At 66.4% G+C, this 19,949-nt stretch carries 9 protein-coding genes; 5 read left to right on the plus strand and 4 right to left on the minus strand.

Annotated features, from left to right (window positions below):
- Positions 1 to 759: a thiol:disulfide interchange protein DsbG gene (gene dsbG / locus ACYUME_RS17975; RefSeq protein WP_460416119.1), complete on the plus strand. Its 759-nt coding sequence runs from the start codon at positions 1 to 3 to the stop codon at positions 757 to 759.
- An 80-nt stretch (positions 760 to 839) separates the two neighbouring features.
- Here dsbG and ACYUME_RS17980 read toward each other — a convergent pair whose 3' ends face one another.
- Positions 840 to 13,787, minus strand: a complete 12,948-nt coding sequence (locus ACYUME_RS17980; protein WP_460416121.1) for a non-ribosomal peptide synthetase — start codon at positions 13,785 to 13,787, stop codon at positions 840 to 842.
- Between the two features lie 319 nt (positions 13,788 to 14,106).
- Here ACYUME_RS17980 and ACYUME_RS17985 point away from each other — a divergent pair, with 319 nt between their 5' ends.
- Positions 14,107 to 14,634, plus strand: coding sequence for an RNA polymerase factor sigma-70 (locus ACYUME_RS17985; protein ID WP_279804531.1), 528 nt, complete (start codon positions 14,107 to 14,109; stop codon positions 14,632 to 14,634).
- Positions 14,635 to 14,701: 67 nt separating this feature from the next.
- Here the strand turns inward: ACYUME_RS17985 and ACYUME_RS17990 are convergent, their stop codons facing one another.
- Positions 14,702 to 15,715, minus strand: coding sequence for a GNAT family N-acetyltransferase (locus tag ACYUME_RS17990; protein WP_279883969.1), 1,014 nt, complete (start codon positions 15,713 to 15,715; stop codon positions 14,702 to 14,704).
- A 64-nt stretch (positions 15,716 to 15,779) separates the two neighbouring features.
- Positions 15,780 to 16,580, minus strand: coding sequence for a substrate-binding periplasmic protein (locus tag ACYUME_RS17995; RefSeq protein WP_460416122.1), 801 nt, complete (start codon positions 16,578 to 16,580; stop codon positions 15,780 to 15,782).
- Positions 16,581 to 16,761: 181 nt separating this feature from the next.
- Between ACYUME_RS17995 and ACYUME_RS18000 the strand changes: the two genes are divergently transcribed.
- Together ACYUME_RS18000 and ppnP are read left to right on the plus strand one after the other, a co-directional pair.
- Positions 16,762 to 17,313, plus strand: a complete 552-nt coding sequence (locus ACYUME_RS18000) for a 3'-5' exonuclease (RefSeq protein WP_460416124.1) — start codon at positions 16,762 to 16,764, stop codon at positions 17,311 to 17,313.
- A 72-nt stretch (positions 17,314 to 17,385) separates the two neighbouring features.
- Positions 17,386 to 17,670 carry a pyrimidine/purine nucleoside phosphorylase gene (gene ppnP, locus ACYUME_RS18005; RefSeq protein ID WP_279883975.1) on the plus strand — a complete coding sequence of 95 codons (285 nt, stop codon included), beginning with the start codon at positions 17,386 to 17,388 and terminating at the stop codon, positions 17,668 to 17,670.
- 102 nt (positions 17,671 to 17,772) lie between these two features.
- Here the strand turns inward: ppnP and ACYUME_RS18010 are convergent, their stop codons facing one another.
- Positions 17,773 to 18,465 carry an alpha/beta family hydrolase gene (locus ACYUME_RS18010; RefSeq protein WP_460416125.1) on the minus strand — a complete coding sequence of 231 codons (693 nt, stop codon included), beginning with the start codon at positions 18,463 to 18,465 and terminating at the stop codon, positions 17,773 to 17,775.
- 49 nt (positions 18,466 to 18,514) lie between these two features.
- On the opposite strand from ACYUME_RS18010, the gene ccoN reads away from it, so the two are divergent.
- Positions 18,515 to 19,939 (plus strand): cytochrome-c oxidase, cbb3-type subunit I, encoded by a 1,425-nt coding sequence (ccoN, locus tag ACYUME_RS18015; RefSeq protein ID WP_279883979.1) that lies wholly within the window; start codon positions 18,515 to 18,517, stop codon positions 19,937 to 19,939.
- Positions 19,940 to 19,949 lie beyond the last annotated feature (10 nt).

The following is a 19,949-nucleotide window of genomic DNA, read 5'->3' on the forward strand; positions in this document are numbered from 1 at the left end:
ATGCGATTGAATGCGCTACTGCCCCTGACCTTCTCCCTGCTCGCCGCGCCCCTGCTGCACGCCGAGGAATTGCCCAAGGCCATCCAGCAGCTGCAGGCCAAGGGCGCCGTGATCAAGGGCAGCTTCGATGCCCCCGACGGCCTGCGCGGCTATGCCGCCGAGTACCACAACAACGGCATCGCCCTGTACCTGACCGCCGATGGCAAGCACGTGCTGGTCGGCAGCCTGTTCGACGAGCAAGGCAAGGACCTCAGTGCCGAGCCGCTGGAAAAGCTGGTGTACGCGCCGATGAGCAAGGCGGTGTGGGCGAAGATGGAAAAGACCGCCTGGATTCAGGACGGCAAGGCCGATGCGCCACGTATCGTCTACCTGTTCAGCGACCCCAACTGTCCGTACTGCAACATGTTCTGGCAACAGGCCCGGCCTTGGGTCGATTCAGGCAAGGTGCAGCTGCGCCATATCATGGTCGGCATCATCCGCGAGGACAGCCCGGGCAAGTCCGCCGCGCTGCTGGCGGCGAAGGACCCGGCCAAGGCGTTGCAGGAGCACGAGAAGGCCGGCAAGGCGAGCAAGCTCAAGGCGCTGGACAAGGTGCCGGAAGCGGTGCAGAAAAAGCTCGAGGCGAACCTGGCATTGATGGAGGAACTGGGCCTGGCGGCGACGCCAGCGATCTTCTACCAGGACGAGCAGGGGCAGCTGCAAAGCCAGCAAGGCGCGCCGCGCCCGGAGATGCTGGGCAAGATCCTCGGCAAGCGCTGAAAACCATCGCGGGGCAAGCCCGCTCCCACGCCACCACATGCATCTCGTGGCGTGGGAGCGGGCTTGCCCCGCGAAAGCCTTTACAGCGCCTCCAGCTCCGCCATCAGGTCGCTCAGTCGATCGACCTTGTCCTCATCCAGCGCGCTGTCGCGCAGCCCCTGTACGTACTCGGCCAACTCCTCCACCGTGCTGCACTCGAACATTGCCCGCAGCGGCACGTTCAGCTGCAGGACCTTCTGCACCCGCGAGGCGATCTGCGTGGCCAGCAGCGAATGCCCGCCCAGTTCGAAGAAGTTGTCGCGCACCCCTACCCGCTCGGCCTTGAGCACATCGGCCCAGATGCCGGCGAGGGTCTGCTCGAGCTCGTTGCGCGGCGCCAGGTAGTCCTGGCTATGCTGGCCGCCGATCTCGATGACTGGCAGCGCCTTGCGGTCGAGCTTGCCATTGGCGTTGTGCGGCAGGCTGTCGAACCAGCCCCAGTGCAGCGGCACCATGTACTCCGGCAGCTCGGCGCGCAGGCGCTGCTTGAGCTGGTCGAGCAACGCGGCATCGGCCGACACACCCTGATGGGCCACCAGGTAGCCCACCAGGTGCTTGCCATTGACGCCCTCCTGCACCCCGACCGCGGCATCGCGCAGTTCCGGCTGCTCGTGCAGGCGTGCCTCGATCTCGCCCAGTTCGATGCGGTAGCCGCGGATCTTCACCTGATGATCGATCCGACCGACGTACTCCAGCACGCCATCCGGACGGCGGCGGGCCAGGTCGCCTGTGCGGTACAGACGCTCGCCCGGCGCACCGTACGGATGCGGGATGAACGCCTGCGCGGTGCGCAGCGGATCGCCGACATAGCCCCGGCCCACGCCGGTGCCGGCGACACACAGCTCGCCCACGGCGCCCAGCGGCACCAGGGTCTGGTCCTCACCGAGCAGGTACAGGCGGTTGTTGTCGGTCGGCGTGCCGATCGGCAGGTAGCTGCCCTGCGTCGACGCCAGGTCGACGCGGAAGAACGCCACGTCGTCCGAGCACTCCGCCGGGCCGTAGGCATTGACCAGGCCGATCTGCGGATAGCGCTGCAACCACTGCGCGGCCAGCTCCGGCGGCATCGCCTCGCCGGTCGGCAGCATCCAGCGCAGGCCGTCCAGCGCCTGGTGTTCATTGGCGAGCATGCCCTGGATCAGCGACGGCACGCTTTCCAGCACGGTGATGCCGGTGGCCTGCACATGGGCCAGCAAGCCTTGTGGATCATGGGCAATGGCGTTCGGCACGATCTCCACTGCCGCGCCGAACAACGGCGCGGCGAGGAACTGCCAGACCGAGATATCGAAGCTCTGTGACGCGGTCTGGGCGATCACGTCCTGCTCGTCCAGAGCCAGGTACGGCACCTTGCTCAACTGGTTGTTGAGCATGCCGCGCTGCTCGACCATCACGCCCTTGGGCAGGCCGGTGGAGCCCGAGGTATAGATCACATAGGCGAGGTTGTCCGGCGCGCTGTGGATACCCGGGTTATGACTGGCCACGTTGCTCGCCTGCACCTCTTCCCAGACCAGCAGTTTCGGCCGTACCGCACCCGCCACTTCATCGAGCAACTGGCGCGCCTGCTCGGCGCACGCCGCGCTGCACACCAGTACCGGCGTGCGGCTCAGCTCGACGATGCGTTGCAGGCGCGCCGACGGCAGGCCCGGATCCAGCGGCAGGTAACCGGCGCCGGCCTTGAAGCTGCCGACGATCATCCCCAGCAGGGCCAGGCCGCGCTCGGCCAGCAGTGCTACCGGCTGGTCGATGGCGACACCCGCCCCGACCAGGGCATGGCCCAGACGGTTGGCCGCAAGGTTCAGCCCGGCGTAGTCGAACGCGGCCTCCTGGCAGCGGGCGACGATGCGCTGCGGATGCGCCGCGACTCGCGCCTCGAACAGCTCGACATAGCTCTGCTCCAGGGCATAGGCGTGTTCGGTGCGGTTGCAGTCCTCGAGCAGGAAGCGCTGCTCGTCGGCACCCAGCAGCGGCAGTTCGTCCACTTCGCCGTCGAAGCCTTGCACCAGCGCCAGCAGCAGGCGCTTGAACTCGGCGAGCAGGCGCTCGACGGTCGGGTAGTCGAAGTAACGCTGGTCGAAGGACAGGTGCAGGCCCAGATCATCGCCCGGGTAGCACACCGCAGTCAGCGGGAAGTTGGTGTGGGTGCGGCCGGAATCCGAGCTGGCGTTCAGGTGCTGGGCATGGTCGAGCACGGCGCTTTCCACTGGCGCGTTCTCGAACACGAACAGGCTGTCGAACAGCGGCTGGCCCTTGGGCAGCTCGCTGCACTCCTGGATCGCCACCAGCGGCAGATACTCGTATTCACGCAGCTGCATATTGCGATCGAGCAGCCCTTGCAGCCATTCACGCACGCTGCCCCGCTCGCCCGGCTGCGGCAAGCGCACACGCAGGGCGACGCTGTTGATGAACAAGCCGACAGTGCGCTGCATTTGCGGCAGGCTCACCGGACGCCCGGCCACGGTGACGCCGAACAGCACATCGCGCTCGCCGCTGTAGCGCGCCAGGGTCAAGGCCCAGGCCGCCTGAGCGAAGGTATTGACGGTCAGCTGATGGGCCTGAGCCAGCTCGCGCAACCGCGCGCCCTCGCTGACCTCCAGACGGGTGTAGCAGTCGCCTACCACCATGCCGTCGCCGGCGTGGTCATGGCGCAGCGGACGGTCGCTGGGGATCGCCGTGACGCGCTCGAAACCAGCCAGGTTGGCCTGCCACCACTGACGCGCCTCGTCCAGATCCTGGCGCTGCAGCCAGCTGATGTAGTCGCGGTAGCGCGGCGGCACCGGCAAGCGGGCCAGGCGCCCCTCGCCGAGGGCCTGGTAGATCTCGAAGAAGTCGTTCATCAGCAGTGAGCGGCACCAGGCATCGATGAGGATGTGGTGGTTGCTCATCATGAACCAGTAACGCGCCTCATCCACGCGCACCAGACGCAGATGGAATGGCGCCTCGCGCAGCAGTTCGAAGCCGGCTTCGCGCTCCTGCTTGTGCAGCGCCTGCAGGCGCGCTTCCTGGGCCTGCTCGTCGAGACCACGCCAGTCCTGGTAGTCCACCGCCGTCTTGCCGGGCTTGTGGATGATCTGCAGCATCGCTTCGCCGGCATTCCAGCTGAACGACGCACGCAGGGCCTCATGGCGCGCCACCACGGCTTGCCAGGCCTGGGCGAAGCGCTCAGGGTCCAGGGCGCTGTTGATGCGGTAGCGATCCTGCATGTAGTAGATGCCGGTACCCGGCTCCAGCAGGGTGTGCAGCAGCAGCCCCTCCTGCATCGGCGTCAGCGGGTATACGTCCTCGATCTCGGCGGCCGGGACCGGCAGTGCGTCGATCTGCTCCTGGGTCAGTTGCGCCAGGGGGAAGTCCGACGGGGTGAAGCTGCCGTTGTCCTCGGCCAGGCAGTGCGCGACCAGCGCCAGCAGCTCCTGGCGATAGGCCTCGGCCAGCGCGGCGATGGTCTGCTCGTCATAGCGCTCGGCGCTGAAGCTCCAGCGCAGCTGCAGGGCGCCGCCATAGACCTGGCCATCGACGCTCAGCCAGTTGGGCAGGGGCGCGTCCAGGTCATGCGCCAGCCCTGCCGGCGCATCGAGTGGTTGGAACAGCGCGGCCTCGTCGAACTGCTGGTCGAACTGGCCCAGGTAGTTGAAGGTGATGCGCGCCTGCGCCAGCGCGGCCATGCGTTCGCGTCCAGCCTCGTCGGCCAGGTAGCGCAGCACGCCGTAGCCCAGGCCTTTGTGCGGGACCTGGCGCAACTGCTCCTTGATGCCCTTGATCGACGCGCCGCGGGCCGCTTCGTCAGCGCCCGTTGCCGGGCGCAGGCTCAACGGATAGGCACTGGTGAACCAACCGACGCTGCGGGTCAGGTCCATGTCCTCGAACAGACCATCACGGCCATGGCCCTCCAGTTGCACCAGCACCTGCTCGTCACCGCTCCACTGGCACAGGGTGCGCGCCAGGGCGGTCAGCAACAGGTCGTTGACCTGGGTGTGGTAGGCCGCAGGCGCCTGTTGCAGCAGCTGGCGGGTCTGTTCCACGTCCAGTTCGATGGCGACGCTGCGGGCATGGCGGTGCAGGTTGCCACCTTGCGGATGGTCACACGGCAGTTCGCGGCGAGCACTGCCCAGCTGGGCCTCCCACCAGGCCAATTCGTCACGCAGCGAATCGCTGCCGGCGTAGCTGGCCAGGCGCGCGGCCCAGTCGCTCATGGCATGGGTCTTGGCCGCCAGCGCTTGGCCACGGTACAGCGCCTGCAGGTCTTCGAGCAGCACGCGCCAGGACACGCCGTCGACCACCAGGTGATGGATCGCCAGCAGCAGACGTTGCCCGCCCTGGCCATCGGTGACCAGCAGGGCGCGCAGCAGCGGGCCCTCTGTCAGGTCGAGGCTGCGCTGCACATCGCTGTAAAGCGCCTGGCAGTCGTCGAAATCGGCCACCGTGGCCGTCCACAGCAGTGGCTGGGTGGCCGGCTGGTCGTACTCGCCCTGCCAGCGACCGTTGGCCTGGGCGAAGCGCAGGCGCAGGCTGTCATGCTGCGTCACCAGCGCCGCCAGGGCCCGCTCCAGGGCCTCGGCCTGCAGCGGCTGGCGCGCCTCGAGCAGCACGGCCTGGTTCCAGTGCTGAGGCTGCGGCACCTCGCTGTCGAAGAACCAATGCTGGATCGGTGTCAGGCCGCTGCGGCCCTGGCGTGGGCCCTGCTCGATGGCGCTCGGCGCCTCGCTGCGTGTGACCACGGCCGCCAAGGTCTGGATGGTCTGGTGCTGGAACAGGTCGCGCGGGGTGAATTGCAAGCCCAGCTGGCGGGCGCGGCTGACCACCTGGATCGACAGGATCGAGTCGCCGCCCAGTTCGAAGAAGTTGTCCTGCACGCCGATGCGCGACAGGTTGAGCACCTCGCGCCAGATCTGCGCCAGTTGCTCTTCCAATGCGTTGGCCGGCGCCTGGTAGTGCTGGTGCGCCTGTTCCAGGTCCGGCGCCGGCAGCGCCCGACGGTCGAGCTTGCCATTGCCCATCAAGGGCAGGCTGTCGAGCAGCACAAGATGCGCCGGCACCATGTAGTCCGGCAGGTGCTGACGGGCGTCAGCCTTGACCGCGTCGCGCAGACGGGCCTGGGCTTCGCTGTCGGCGCCTGCCTGTCGGCAGACCAGGTAGCCCACCAGCTGCTTGCCACCCGGCAGGTCGAGGGCCAGGACTACCGCCTCGTCAACATCGGCGTGCTCCTGCAGGCGGCTTTCGATCTCGCCCAGTTCGATACGGAAACCGCGGATCTTCACCTGTTGGTCGGCACGGCCGACGTACTCCACCTGGCCATCGGCGCGCAGGCGCACCAGGTCGCCGGTGCGGTACAGGCGACCGCCGTCAGGGCTGAACGGGTCAGCGACGAAGCGCTCGGCGCTCAGGCCAGGTCGATCGTGATAGCCCTGGGCCAGGCCCGCGCCACCGACGTACAGCTCGCCGATGCCGCCTTGCGGCAGCAGGGCCAGGTCTTCGTCGAGGATATAGGCGGTACGGGCACCGATCACCCGGCCGATCGGCACGCTGCCGGCGTCGGCGGGCAAGGTCTCGGGGGCCAGGCACGCCAGCGGCATGACCACGGTCTCGGTCGGACCGTAGGCGTTGAAGAACTGCTGCGGGCCGAATGCCTGACGAATGCGCTGCAGGTGCTCGCCGGTCAGCGCCTCGCCACCGGTGATCACCAGGCGCACCGGCAAGCGCTCGCCCTGCCCGGCCAGGTACTGGGCGAGCTGGCTGCCGTAGCTCGGAGTGAAGCCAAGGATGCTCACCTGCTGCTCGCGCACCAGCTGGCAGATTTCCTCCGCGCCCCATTGTCCCTGGGCACGCAGCACCACGCGGGCGCCGCACAGCAATGGCGTGAGCAGGCGCTCGCTGGCGGCGTCGAAGTTGATCGAATAGAAATGCAGCTCGCAATCGTCGCTGCGCATGCCGAATGCCTCGATCACCGCCTGGCAGTGCATGGCGATCTCGCCATGGCTGACCACCACGCCCTTGGGCTTGCCGGTGGAGCCGGAGGTGTAGATCAGGTAGGCCTGGTGCTGCGGCACATTCAAGTTGTCCAGGGGCGCGTCGCTGTATGCCGACAGGCTCGCGGCATCGTCCTCGAGGCTCCAGCGGGCCACGCCATCGGGCAACTCGCCCAGGCTGTCGAGCAGGGCGCGCTGGCCGATCAGCAGGCCCAGGCGGCTGTCTTCGATCATGTAGCGCAGGCGGTCGAGCGGGTACTCCGGGTCCAGCGGCACATAGGCGCCGCCGGCCTTGAGGATGGCCAGCAGGCCGATGACCATTTCCAGCGAGCGCTCCAGCGCCAGGCCCACGCGCACTTGCGGGCCGACTCCGCGTTCACGCAGGGCGCGCGCCAGGCGGTTGGCCTGCTGGTCCAGCTCGGCGTAGCTCAGGTGGTTGCCGGCGAAGGTCAGCGCCAGGGCTTGCGGGGTGCGCTCGGCCTGGGCAGCGAACAGCCCATGCACGGTACGGTCGAGTTCGAAGTCCTGTTCGCCCTGCAGTTGGCCGATCAGCACCTGCTGCTCGGCCTCGGCCAGCATCGGCAACTCACACAGACGCTGCTGCGGATTGTCCAGCAGCGCCACCAGCAACTGCTGCCAGTGCTCGGCCATGCGCGCAATGCGCGGCTCATCGAACAGGTCGCGGCTGTAGGTGAAGCAGCAGCCCAGACGGCCGTCGAGGTCGGTGACCTCCAGGTACAGGTCGAACTTGGTGGCGCTGGCGTCGTTGACCAGGTAGTCCACCTGCATGCCCACCAGCTCGCGGCTCTGCTGGAAGGCCCAGCGCTGTACGTTGCACATGACCTGGAACAGCGGGTTGTAGGCACTCGAGCGTGGCGGCTGCAGGGCTTCGACCAGCTGTTCGAACGGCAGGTCCTGGTGTGACTGGCCATCGATGATGGTCTGGCGTACCTGATCGAGCAGCGCGCGGGCGCTCATCTGCCCATCCAGTTCGCAGCGTAGTACCTGGGTATTGAGGAAGGCGCCGATCAGCCCTTCGCTTTCAGGACGGATGCGGTTGGCCACCGGCGCGCCGATGCGCAGGTCGCGCTGGCCACTGTAGCGGTGCAGCAGCGCGGCCAGGGTGGCGGTCATGGTCATGAACAAGGTCAGGCCATGTTGGCTGTTGAAGGCGTGCACGCGCTGAACCAGCGCCGGGTCCAGGTCGAAGCGGTACAGCTCGCCACGGTGGCTCTGCACCGCCGGACGCGCTCGGTCGGCCGGCAGCGCCAGCACCGGGTGCTCGTCACCCAGACGGTCTTTCCAGTAGGCCAGCTGACGCTCGCCCTCGCCGCTCTCCAGCCACTGGCGCTGCCAGACGCTGTAGTCCAGGTACTGCACCGGCAGCGGCGCCAGCGGCGACTCACGCTCGTCGACGAAGGCTTCGTAGAGCTCGCCCAGCTCGCGGGCGAAGATGTCCATGGCCCAGCCTTCGGTGACGATGTGGTGCAAGGTCAGCACGAAGTAGTGCTCGCGCTCGCCGGCCTTGACCAGGCAGGCGCGCAGCAGCGGACCACGCTCCAGGTCGAACGGCTGGTGCGCCTGGGCGTCGGCCAGTTGTTGCAGCCGCTGCTGGCGAACCTCGGCGGCGTCGCTGCTGAAATCATGCCAATCCAGGTGCAGGCCGCTGTCGTCGGCCACGCACTGGTAAGGCTTGCCATCGATGCTCGGGAACGTGGTGCGCAGGGTCTCGTGGCGCACGATCAGCGCTTGCAGGGCACGCTCGAAGGCGTCCACATGCAGCACGCCCTTGAAGCGGGCCATGCCGCCGACGTTGTAGGCGGGGCTGTCCGGCTCCATCTGCCAGAGGAACCACATGCGCTGCTGCGAATAGGACAACGGCACCGCCTGGCGACGGTCGACCCGGGCGATCGCGCCCTGCAAGTTACGCTCGCCGCTGGCTTGCAGGCGGGCGATCTCGGCGCAGAAGGCGCCCAGCTCGCTGGCCTCGAACAAGGCCTTGAGCGGCAGTTCGACATCCAGCGCCTGACGGGTGCGCGAAACGATCTGGGTAGCCAGCAACGAGTGGCCACCGAGGGCGAAGAAGTCATCCTGCAGGCCGACCTGGGGCAGGTTCAGCACTTCGCGCCAGATCGCCGCGACCTGGCACTGCAACGCACCCTGCGGTTCGACATGCTCACGCTGCTGCCAGACAGGCGCCGGCAATGCCTTGCGCTCGACCTTGCCGCTCGGCCCCAGGGGCATCTGCGCCAGGTGGATCAATTGCGCCGGCACCATGTAGGCCGGCAGGCGCTCGGCCAGGGTGGCCAACAGCACGGCGGTCTGTTCGCTACCGCTGTAATAGCCGACCAGCTGGGCGCCCACGGCGTCCTGGTGAATCAGCACCAGCGCCTGCTCGACGCCCGGCTGCGCCAGCAACACGGCCTGCACCTCTTCGGGCTCGACGCGGAAACCACGCACCTTCACCTGCTGGTCGAGGCGGCCAAGGTATTCCAACGCCTCGCTTTGCACATGCCAGCGCGCCCGGTCGCCGCTGCGGTACAGGCGCTCACCGTCGCCGTCCGGCTGGGGCACGAAGCGCTCGGCGGTGAGCCCGGGACGTCCCAGGTAGCCGCGGGCCAGGCCTGCGCCACCCAGGCACAGTTCGCCCGGCACACCGGGGACGGTCAGCTCGAATTCATCATCCAGCACCCGGCACAGCACATTGCCCAGTGGGCGACCGATCGGCGAGCGTTCGCCGTCGCTGGCCTGGCAATGCCAGTGGGTGACGTTGATCGCGGTTTCGGTCGGGCCGTAGCGGTTGTGCAGCCGCACCTGTGGCAACAGTTGCAGGGCGCGGTCTCGCAGCGCCGCCGGCAACGCCTCGCCCCCCGAGAACAGCCGGCGCAGGCTGGTGCAGCCGGCAGCCAAAGGCTCCTGCACGAATACCTGCAGCAGCGGCGGCACGAAGTGCAAGGTGGTCACCTGATGCTGCTGGATCAACTGGGCGATGCGTTGCGGATCACGGTGCTCGCCGGGACCGGCCAGCACCAGCCGGCAGCCGGTGACCAGCGGCCAGAAGCATTCCCAGACCGATACGTCGAAGCTGATCGGCGCCTTCTGCATCAGCACGTCGCTGGCGTCCAGCGCGTAGGTGGCCTGCATCCATTGCAGACGCTCGGCCAGCGCGGCGTGGGTATTGCCCACGCCCTTGGGTTGGCCGGTGGAGCCGGAGGTGTAGATCACATAGGCGAGGTTGTCGCCGTGCAGGTGCAGGCCCGGGGCCTGGCTCGGCCAGCTGTCCAGGTGCAACTGGTCGAGGGCGATGGCACTGACGCCATCGACCTGCGGCAGCTTGTCGAGCAGGGCGCTGTGGCTGAGCAGCAGGCTGGCCTGGCAGTCGCCGAGCATGTAGGCCAGGCGTTCGGCGGGATAGTCGGTGTCCAGCGGCACATAGGCGCCACCGGCCTTGAGAATGGCCAGCAAGCCGACCAGCAGCTGTGGCGAACGCTCCAGGGCGATGGCCACGCGGGTGTCCGGGCCGACGCCCTTGTCGCGCAGGTAGTGCGCCAGGCGGTTGGCTTGCTGGTGCAGCGTGGCATAGTCGAGCTGGCCGCCCGCCCATACCAGCGCAACGCGTTCGGGGGTGAGGCGAGCCTGTTCATTGAGTTGCTCGACCAGCAGATGCTGGGGGCGAGCGCCCGGTGCCTGGCCCCAGTCCGACAGCTGCGCACGGCTCTGCTCATCGAGCAGCTGCACCTCGCCCAGGGCCAGTTGCGGCTGGGCAGCAACCTGCGCCAGCAATGCCAGCAAGTGGTTGGCCAGGCGCTTGACGGTGCTGGCTTCGAACAGCTCGGCGGCGTAGTCGAGCGCCAGCGTCAGGCGCCCTTGATGATCCTCCTCGCTGTGCAGCTGCAAATCGAACTTGGCTTCGCGGCTGTGCCACGACAGCTCTTCGGCCAGCAGGCCGGGCAAACGGCGCAAGGCCGACAGGTCGCGTTGCTGGTGGTTGAACATGACCTGGAACAGACCCTGCTCGCGGGCCTCGGGCATGGCTTCGAGTAATTGCTCGAAAGGCAGGTCCTGATGGGCCTGGGCCTCCAGGGTCGCTTGGCGCACCTGGCCGAGCAGCTGCGCGAACGGCAGGCGGCCATCGAGCTCGGCGCGCAGTACCTGGGTGTTGATGAAGAAGCCGACCATGCCCTGGGTTTCCAGACGTGGACGGTTGGCGTTGGGCACGCCGACGCGAATGTCGCCCTGGCCGGTGTAGCGGTGCAGCAGTGCCTGCCAGCCGGCCAGCAAGACCATGAACAGGCTGGCCTGCTGGTCACGGGCAAGGTCTTTCAGGGTCGTGGTCAGCGCGGCTGGCACTTTCACGCTCAAGCGCGCGGCACGCTGGTCACGCAGGCTGGCACGCGGCTGATCGGTGCACAGATCGAGTACCGGCAGCTCGTCGCCGAGCCTGGCTTTCCAGTAGTCGAGCTGGCGCGCCGCCTCGCCTTCAGCCAGCCACTGGCGCTGCCAGGTGCCATAGTCGGCGTAGCCCAGAGGCAGCTCGGGCAGGTTCACGGCCTGCCCTTGGGCGGCGTACAGGCGAGCGAACTCATCGAGCAGAATGTTCAGCGACCAGCCATCGGCGACGATGTGGTGCAGGGTCACCCACAACTGGTGCTGATCGTCGTCCAGGCGCGCCAGGGTCACCCGCAGCAACGGCCCGCCGCGCAGGTCGAACGGCTGCCGGGCTTCGTGTTCGCGACGCGCCGTCACTTCGGCGCTGTCCAGACCTTCCAGGTCGAGGCGCCGCAGGCTGAACGGCTGGCTCGGCAGGATGCGTTGCAGCGCCTGGCCATCGACTTCGTCGAACAGCGTGCGCAGGGATTCATGACGCGCCACCAGGGCCTGGAAGCTGGCTTCGAGCGCGGCTTCGTCCAGCTCGCCGCGCAGGTGCAAGCCCGCCGGGATGTTATAGGCCGCGGACTGCGGCTCCAGCTGCCACAGCAGCCACAGCCGGTTCTGCGCCAGCGACTGCGGCACAGCCTGGTCACGGCGCTGGGTCGCGACAGGCCCGACGGCGCTGCCGCCGTCGGCGAGGATCGCCGCCACCGCGGCGGTGTATTCGGCCAGGGTCGGCGCTTCGAACAGGGTACGCAGGCCGAGCGTGATGCCCAGTTCGTCACCCAGGCGCGCGCAGACCTGGGTGGCGGCGATGGAGTTGCCACCCAGCAGCAGGAAATGATCGTCCGCCGCCACCGCCTCGACCTTGAGCAGCTCACGCCAGATGCCCGCGATGCGTGCCTGCAGGTCATCCCCCATCACCGTCTCGCCCTTGGCTGGCGCCGCAGCCGGGAAACGGGCATAGATATCCAGGCTGCCGTCATTCATGCGCAGGCGGCAGGCCGAACGTTGCAACTTGCCGCTGGATGTCTTGGGCAGCGCGCCCGGATTGAGCAACAGCACCACCGCCGGCGCCTGACGGCAGGCGTCGGCGATGACCCGGCGCACGGTGTTGATCAGTGCCTCGGGCGTGTGCGCCTTCTGCACGTTGCGGCTGATCTCGACCGCCACGCCGATCCCCTCCTCGCCTTGGTCGTCGACGGCGAACACCGCCACACGCCCTTTGCGCAGCACATCGACCTCACGCTCGAGGGTCTTCTCCAGGTCCTGCGGGTAGAGGTTCTGGCCACGGACGATGAGCATGTCCTTCAGGCGACCGGTGACGAACACTTCACCCTCGCGCATGAAGCCCAGGTCGCCGGTACGCAGCCAGGTCTGGCCATCCTTCTCGACGAAGGTCCGCGCGCTGGCCTCGGGGTTGCGCCAGTAGCCCAGGGCGATGCTCGGGCCACCGGCCCAGATCTCGCCGACCTGATTGTCGCCCAGCACCTCCAGGCGCTGCGGCTCGACGATGCGTACCGGATGGTCCGGCTGCGGGTAGCCGCAGCTCATCAGCACGCTACCCGCCCCCGGCTCGGCGCGGTTGGCGGCGAACGCCTCGGCATCCAGCTCCAGGGCGCCAATGCCCTGGCCACGACGGCTGCCGCTGACGAACAGGGTGGCCTCGGCCAGGCCATAGCTGGCGAAGAAGCTGCCGGCGGAGAATCCGCAAGCGGAAAATTTTTCGGCGAAGGTATCGAGGCTGTCCTGGCGGATCGGCTCGGAACCCGAATAGGCCACGCGCCAGCGACTCAGGTCGAGGCCAGCGAGCGCCGCCTCGCTGACCCGCTCGCTGCACAGCCGGTAGGCGAAATCCGGACCGCCACTGATGGTGCCGCCGTACTCGCTGATCGCCTGCAGCCAGCGCAGCGGCCGGGCCAGGAAATAGCCCGGCGACATCAGCACGCAAGGCACGCCGCTGAAGATCGGTTGCAGCAAGCCGCCAATCAGGCCCATGTCGTGGTACAGCGGCAGCCAGCTGACGATCACGTCGTCCGGGTTCAGGTCGATGCCGAAGCCATGGCGGATCAGTTGCTCGTTGGCCACCAGGTTGCCATGACTGACCTGCACCCCCTTGGGCAACGCGGTGGAGCCGGAGGTGTACTGCAGGAAGGCGATGTCGCGGCCTTCGAGGCTCGGTGCCTGCCACTGGTCGGCCAGTTGCGGCTCCAGGCGGTCGACGGCCAGCAGGGCCGGGGCGTTGTCCCCAGCCAGGGCTTCGAGGCCCTGCAAACTGTCACACAGCGCTTCTACCGTCAGCAGCAGACGCGGTTCGGCGTCGGCGATGATCGACAGCAGGCGCTCCTGATGGTGTTGGCGCGAGGATTCCGGCGGATAGGCCGGCACCGCGATCACTCCGGCATACAGGCACCCGAAAAACGCCGCCACATAGTCCGGACCACTGGGAAACAGCAGCACGGCACGCTCGCCGAAACCGGCCCGGGCCTGCAGCGCCGCGGCAATGGTCCGCGCGCGCTGGTCGAGGTCCCGATAGCTGAGCACTGCCTGTTCGCCGGGCGCATCGGCGAGAAAGCGCAAGGCGATCCGCTCCGGGGTCTGGGCGGCGCGCTGTGCCAGGGCCTGGACCAGCGAGTGCGGGAGTTCGAAGGCGTCCGTCATGGAATGTTCCTGCCAGTGTCTGGGTGAGTCGTGCCTGGCTGGCCCCGCACATGACAGGCGGGCAGCGCTCGGCAGCTGGATGTACACAGGGGAACGGATGGACAGCGGAAGAAATTAGGGCCGCCGGGCTGCCCGGAGCAGACGGGCGAGAGGCGAAAAGTTGACCTGCTTCACAGGTATTCGCTTAGAACTGAAACCTATCGAAACTCATTAACTTTCGTATTTGACAATCATTATCATTACGAATAGTTTGTCGCACGTCGTAGGAAGCCTCCCTCTGGGATGTGCTCCCTTTCCCCTCAGAGACAAGGTGATTTCCATGGCGGAACAACTATCCACAAGTAAGTGCGATTCACCATTACTCCAGGCGTTCGTCGACAATCGCAGCATTCTGGTGAAGATCGCAGCCCGTATCACTGGCTGCCGGTCCCGCGCGGAAGATGTGGTGCAGGACGCGTTCTTCCGGCTCAGCGCCGCCCCGCAGATCACCTCGTCGTTCAAGGCCCAGCTCAGTTACCTGTTCCAGATCGTGCGCAACCTGGCCATCGATCACTACCGCAAGCAGGCCATGGAACTGAGGTACTCCGGCAGCGAAGAGGAAGGGCTCAACGTGGTCATCCAGAACGCTTCGCCCGAAGCCACGCACATCAACCTCGCCACCCTCGAGCACATCGCCGACGCGCTCAACGAACTGCCCCAGCGCACCCGCTATGCCTTCGAGATGTATCGCCTGCATGGCGTGCCACAAAAAGACATCGCCAAGGAGCTGGGTGTATCGCCGACGCTGGTCAACTTCATGATCCGCGATGCACTGATCCATTGCCGCAAGAGCAGCCGCCAGGGCTGAGAGACTCTTCCACCCGCTCCCCGATACCTGCGGGAGCGGGCTTGCCCGCGAAAAATCCCACCCGTTATCAGACCAGCTTGCAGCGATCGAAGAACTGCTCGCGCCCCAGGATCATCAACGCCGCGCGCTTGTGCGGGAAATCGAACTCTTTCTCGCAGTGGAAGCACTGGTCGTGCATGTAGCCGATCATCTTGCCGTTGTCGGCGCGCGGCTCGGCCACCACACGCTGGGTGCGCGGATCATCGAGGAACAGGTAGTGCACCAGCGCCGACAGCCAGCTGGCCACCTTGTGTGGGCCTCGGTGCGCCTCCTCCCCGACCAGCATGTGAACACCGCGATCATAGTCATCGGCAGGATAGAACGGCGCGATGCGGTCTTCCTTGGCCCAGTAGGCTTCGAAGTAGGCAAAGGGCTCGTCATCGAAACAACCGACCAAGGTCAGGGTGTGCGGGTCCGCGTCCAGCTTGGCCAGGTACTCGCGGTGCTGCGCCAGCGTTCCACCTTCCTGCCAGAACTGCACGACACGCGGGTTGTTCTGCCAGCGGTTGAAGCGTTCGAGGTCCTGTTCGATCTCCAGGGTGCGCAACGACACCCAGGCTCCCAGGCGCGCATCGAAGCGCCGGTACACTTCGCCACGGGGCTTGGGCGCCCGGCGCGGGTGGCGCTTGCCGTTGCTGATCAGCATCTGCTGCGGATAACCCCCGGAGACCGACTCGCCCAGCCAGGGTTGCGGCAATTGCCAGAACAGGGTGCGTTCGCACAGGTACTGACCAGGTTGCTCGCTCGGCAGCAGCAGACCGCTGGCCAGCGCCCCAGGCAGCGGCCGTGGCAACAGCCAGACCAATCGCTGGCAGCCCGGATCACGCGACAACAGCCAGTAGCAGGCCGCCCACAGCGCCTGTTCGGGACGCTCCGGACAGATTTCTTCGAGGTGGACTTCAAGGGCATCGGCCGGTACCAGGCGAGCCTGGATCAGGGGACGCCCTTCAAGGGTCAGGCTGAGGCGGCAATCGGCCTCGTCGGCCTGCAGACTGCGCCAGCGTGGCGCGCAAAGGGGCTGCGAAGCGGCATCGAACGGCATGGTCATGGCTCACGGGAAATGTAAGAAAGGCTCACACCAGAGAACGTGGCCACCCCCGCGGAATTTAGTCGCGCGGTGCTTCGACGGTGATCTGGTAAGGCTGGAAAATACGCAGCAGCTCGCCATTTTCACGCAGCCGGCGCAGCAGCGCGGCGAACGCCTCGGGGCTGATCGACGCACCAGGACGCAGTAACGCGTAGTGGTGGTACACCTGGTCGACGCGCTGCGAGGGCATCAGCCGAGCGTCGCTTTCGGGATTGCGCCTGAGGAAATCGCTGAGGTAGGAACGCGTGACCAGGGCGATGTCGGCACGCTCGCGTTCGACCATGCTCAGGTTGCTGTCGTGGGAATAGGTCAGGGTCGCCCGGTAGCGCTTCTTGAGGTAGGCCGGGTCGGGGTTGAAGTCGGCGAAGGCATAGTGGTAGCCGTTGAACAGCGCCAGGCGCTTGCCGTCGAGGTCGTCGAAGTAATGCTGGTCACGCCCCGCCTGCTGGCGGGCGACGAAGATCTCGGCATCCTCCAGCCCCATGTCCACGGCCTTGTGCTCGATGCCCTGCCAGCCCCATTGCGGATTTTCGAAGATCGCCATGTCGGTACGGCCTTGCTGGAAATCGCCAAACCGCCGCGGGATCGAAGTGGGCACCAACACGAAACGGTAATCGCTCTGCAACCGGTTCAACGCATCCACCAGTTGCGGCAGCAGGCCGGTGTCTGCGCCCTGCTCCGGACGCACGGTGTAAGGTGGAAAATGCGCCGCGCCGATCTTCACCTCCAGGGCCTCCCCGGCCCGCGCCCCGGTACTCAGCGACAGCGCGGCAAACAACAGCAGGAAGGACAGTGGCGTGAGGCTGGACAATGGGATCAAGTGGAAACACTCATCACGGTGGGGCCTGGATGCGCCTAAGCTAGGCGTTTTCCCACACAGGCACAACCGCCGAATATGCCAAAGTGCCAGGGGATGCCGTGCGCGTCGAGTTTGGCTACGCTCTACAGGCCTGCATGTTCGACGAGCGCGCAGGCCACTGTGCATTGATAGGGAGCCTGGCATGGGCCACTGGTTGGTGATCGACCTGGAAGCCACCACCGACGACGGCGGCTGGCCGGTCACGGAGATGGAAATCATAGAAATCGGCGCAAGCCTGGTCACCCGCGAAGGACGCGAGGTGGATCACTTTCAACGCTTCGTGCGCCCCAAGCGGCGCCCGCAACTGACCCCCTTCTGTCGTGAGCTGACCCATATCCGCCAGGCCGATATCGACAATGCCGCAGCGTTCCCCGAGGTCTGGACGCAGTTCGAGCGCTGGCTGGGCCATCACCAGGCACAGCTGCAGGCCTGGGTCAGCTGGGGCGACTACGACCGCCAGCAGCTGCTCCAGGAGTGGCAGGCGCACCAAGTGCAAAGCCTGATGCAGAAACTGCCGCACATGAACCTCAAGCAACGCTTCGCCAAGGCCCGTCACCTGCAACGCCCGGCAGGGCTCAACAGCGCCCTGCAGCTGGCCGGGCTGCAGTTTGCCGGGCAACAGCATCGGGCCCTGGAAGACGCCCGCAACACCGCGCGCCTGCTGCCCCTGAGCCTGCCACCGGGCACGGCCTGAAACAGATGACGCAGGGGCGGGCCTTGGGCATACTGGCCAACCCTTTTTTCATCCCTTTTCAGGAGTCGCCCGATGTTCAAGGTCAATGAGTACTTCGATGGCACCGTCAAGTCGATCGCCTTCGAAGGCAAGGAAGGTCCGGCCACCGTGGGCGTGATGGCCCCGGGCGAATACGAGTTCGGCACCGCCAAGCGCGAGATCATGCACGTGGTCTCCGGCGCCCTGACCGTCAAGCTGCCGGGCAGCGACAACTGGGAAAAATTCGACGCCGGCAGCCAGTTCAACGTGCCCGCCGACAGCAAGTTCCAGCTGAAGGTCGCCGTCGATAGCGCCTACCTGTGCGAGTACCGCGACTAAGCGCTAGCCTGCGCCAACCTCTTCGCGGGTAAACCCGCTCCCACAGGGATCGAGGATTGCACCGTCCCTGTGAGAGCGGGTTTACCCGCGAAGAAGCCTGCATCAATCTTTCAGGAAAGCCGCCACTCGCTCCGCCGCCGCCTGCATGTGCTGCTCATGACTGAACCCCGACGCCTTCAACGGCTTGAGGTCATGATCCGCCGCCACCAGCCAGCTCACCTCGATCGCCGGCGATAGCGCATACCCCGCCACCGCCTCACGATTGCCCAGGGCATCCCGCTCGCCCTGCACGATCAATGTGCGCGTGCGCAGCCCCGCCAGATGCTCCACCCGCGGCTTCTCAGGCTTGCCCACCGCATAGAACGGATACCCCAGGCACACCAGCGCATCGGCGCCCAGTTCGTCGGCCAGCAGGCTGGCCATGCGCCCGCCCATGGACTTGCCGCCAACGGCCAGCCTGCCCGCGACCAAAGGTCGCACCTGTTCGTATACAACCCGCCAGCATTCGAGCAACACCTTCTGCGGATTGGGCGGTCGCTTGCCACCGTTCAAACGCCGCTCGGCCATGTAGGGAAACTCGAAGCGCACCACCCCGACCCCTTGCCCCGCCAGCCTTTGCGCCATGTCCTCCATGAACCCGCTGTCCATCGGCGCACCGGCGCCATGGGCGAGGATCAGGCAAGCGCTACTGCCGCGATCCTCCGCGATTCGAGGGGGATCGCAGCGCAAGCCTGGGACATTTGCGATCTTCGCCCATTGATCCCCGTCAATACCGGCACTTTGCCCATTAATCATGCTTGCCTCGCTGTTTAGCCTGCCTATAACCGTGGATGGGAACCCATACATGAACACAACCAGCAGTACCGCCTACAACTACAAGGTGGTCCGCCAATTCGCCATCATGACGGTGGTGTGGGGCATCGTCGGGATGGGGCTCGGCGTCTTCATCGCCGCCCAGCTCGCCTGGCCCGCCTTCAACCTCGACCTGCCGTGGACCAGCTTCGGCCGCCTGCGACCCTTGCACACCAACGCGGTGATCTTCGCCTTCGGCGGCTGTGCCCTGTTCGCCACCTCCTATTATTCGGTGCAACGCACCTGCCAGACCACCCTGTTCGCGCCAGGCCTGGCCGCGTTCACCTTCTGGGGCTGGCAACTGGTGATCCTGCTGGCGGCGATCAGCCTGCCGCTGGGCTACACCAGCACCAAGGAATACGCCGAACTGGAATGGCCGATCGACATCCTGATCACCATCGTCTGGGTGGCCTATGCCGTGGTGTTCTTCGGCACGCTGATGAAGCGCAACACCAAGCACATCTACGTGGGCAACTGGTTCTTCGGCGCCTTCATCCTGACCGTGGCGATCTTGCATGTGGTCAACAACCTGGAAGTACCGGTCAGCCTGACCAAGTCCTACTCGCTCTATGCCGGTGCTACCGATGCCATGGTGCAGTGGTGGTACGGCCATAACGCCGTGGGCTTCTTCCTGACCGCCGGCTTCCTGGGGATGATGTACTACTACGTGCCCAAGCAGGCCGAACGTCCGGTGTATTCGTATCGCCTGTCGATCGTGCACTTCTGGGCCCTGATCACCCTGTACATCTGGGCGGGCCCGCACCACCTGCACTACACCGCGCTGCCGGACTGGGCGCAGTCGCTGGGCATGATCATGTCGCTGATCCTCCTGGCACCGAGCTGGGGCGGCATGATCAACGGCATGATGACCCTCTCGGGCGCCTGGCATAAGCTGCGCAGCGACCCGATCCTGCGCTTCTTGGTCGTCTCGCTGGCGTTCTATGGCATGTCCACCTTCGAAGGCCCGATGATGGCCATCAAGACGGTCAACGCCCTGTCCCACTACACCGACTGGACCATCGGCCACGTGCATGCCGGCGCCCTTGGCTGGGTGGCGATGATCTCCATCGGCGCGCTGTACCACACCATCCCCAAAGTGTTCGGCAAGGAGCGCATGTACAGCCTCGGGCTGATCAACGCGCACTTCTGGCTGGCCACCATCGGCACCGTGCTCTACATCGCCTCGATGTGGGTCAACGGCATCGCCCAGGGCCTGATGTGGCGCGCGGTCAACAGCGACGGCACGCTGACCTACTCGTTCGTCGAAACCCTGGTGGCCAGCCACCCCGGCTTCGTCGTGCGCTTCGTCGGCGGCGCGATCTTCCTCAGCGGCATGTTCCTGATGGCCTGGAACACCTGGCGCACCGTGCGCGCCCCGGCCGCCGAGCAAGCCACCGCCAACGCCCAGCTGGCTTGAGGAGTAGAGC

The organism is Pseudomonas sp. microsymbiont 2, assembly GCF_054788395.1.

Bases quoted from the DNA above. Each gene is read 5' to 3' on its own strand.
- ACYUME_RS17990 (WP_279883969.1), bottom strand. From the start codon at position 15,715: ATGCCGTTCGATGCCGCTTCGCAGCCCCTTTGCGCGCCACGCTGGCGC.
- dsbG (WP_460416119.1), top strand. From the start codon at position 1: ATGCGATTGAATGCGCTACTGCCCCTGACCTTCTCCCTGCTCGCCGCG.
- ppnP (WP_279883975.1), top strand. From the start codon at position 17,386: ATGTTCAAGGTCAATGAGTACTTCGATGGCACCGTCAAGTCGATCGCC.
- ccoN (WP_279883979.1), top strand. From the start codon at position 18,515: ATGAACACAACCAGCAGTACCGCCTACAACTACAAGGTGGTCCGCCAA.
- ACYUME_RS18010 (WP_460416125.1), bottom strand. From the start codon at position 18,465: ATGATTAATGGGCAAAGTGCCGGTATTGACGGGGATCAATGGGCGAAG.
- ACYUME_RS17985 (WP_279804531.1), top strand. From the start codon at position 14,107: ATGGCGGAACAACTATCCACAAGTAAGTGCGATTCACCATTACTCCAG.
- ACYUME_RS18000 (WP_460416124.1), top strand. From the start codon at position 16,762: ATGGGCCACTGGTTGGTGATCGACCTGGAAGCCACCACCGACGACGGC.
- ACYUME_RS17980 (WP_460416121.1), bottom strand. From the start codon at position 13,787: ATGACGGACGCCTTCGAACTCCCGCACTCGCTGGTCCAGGCCCTGGCA.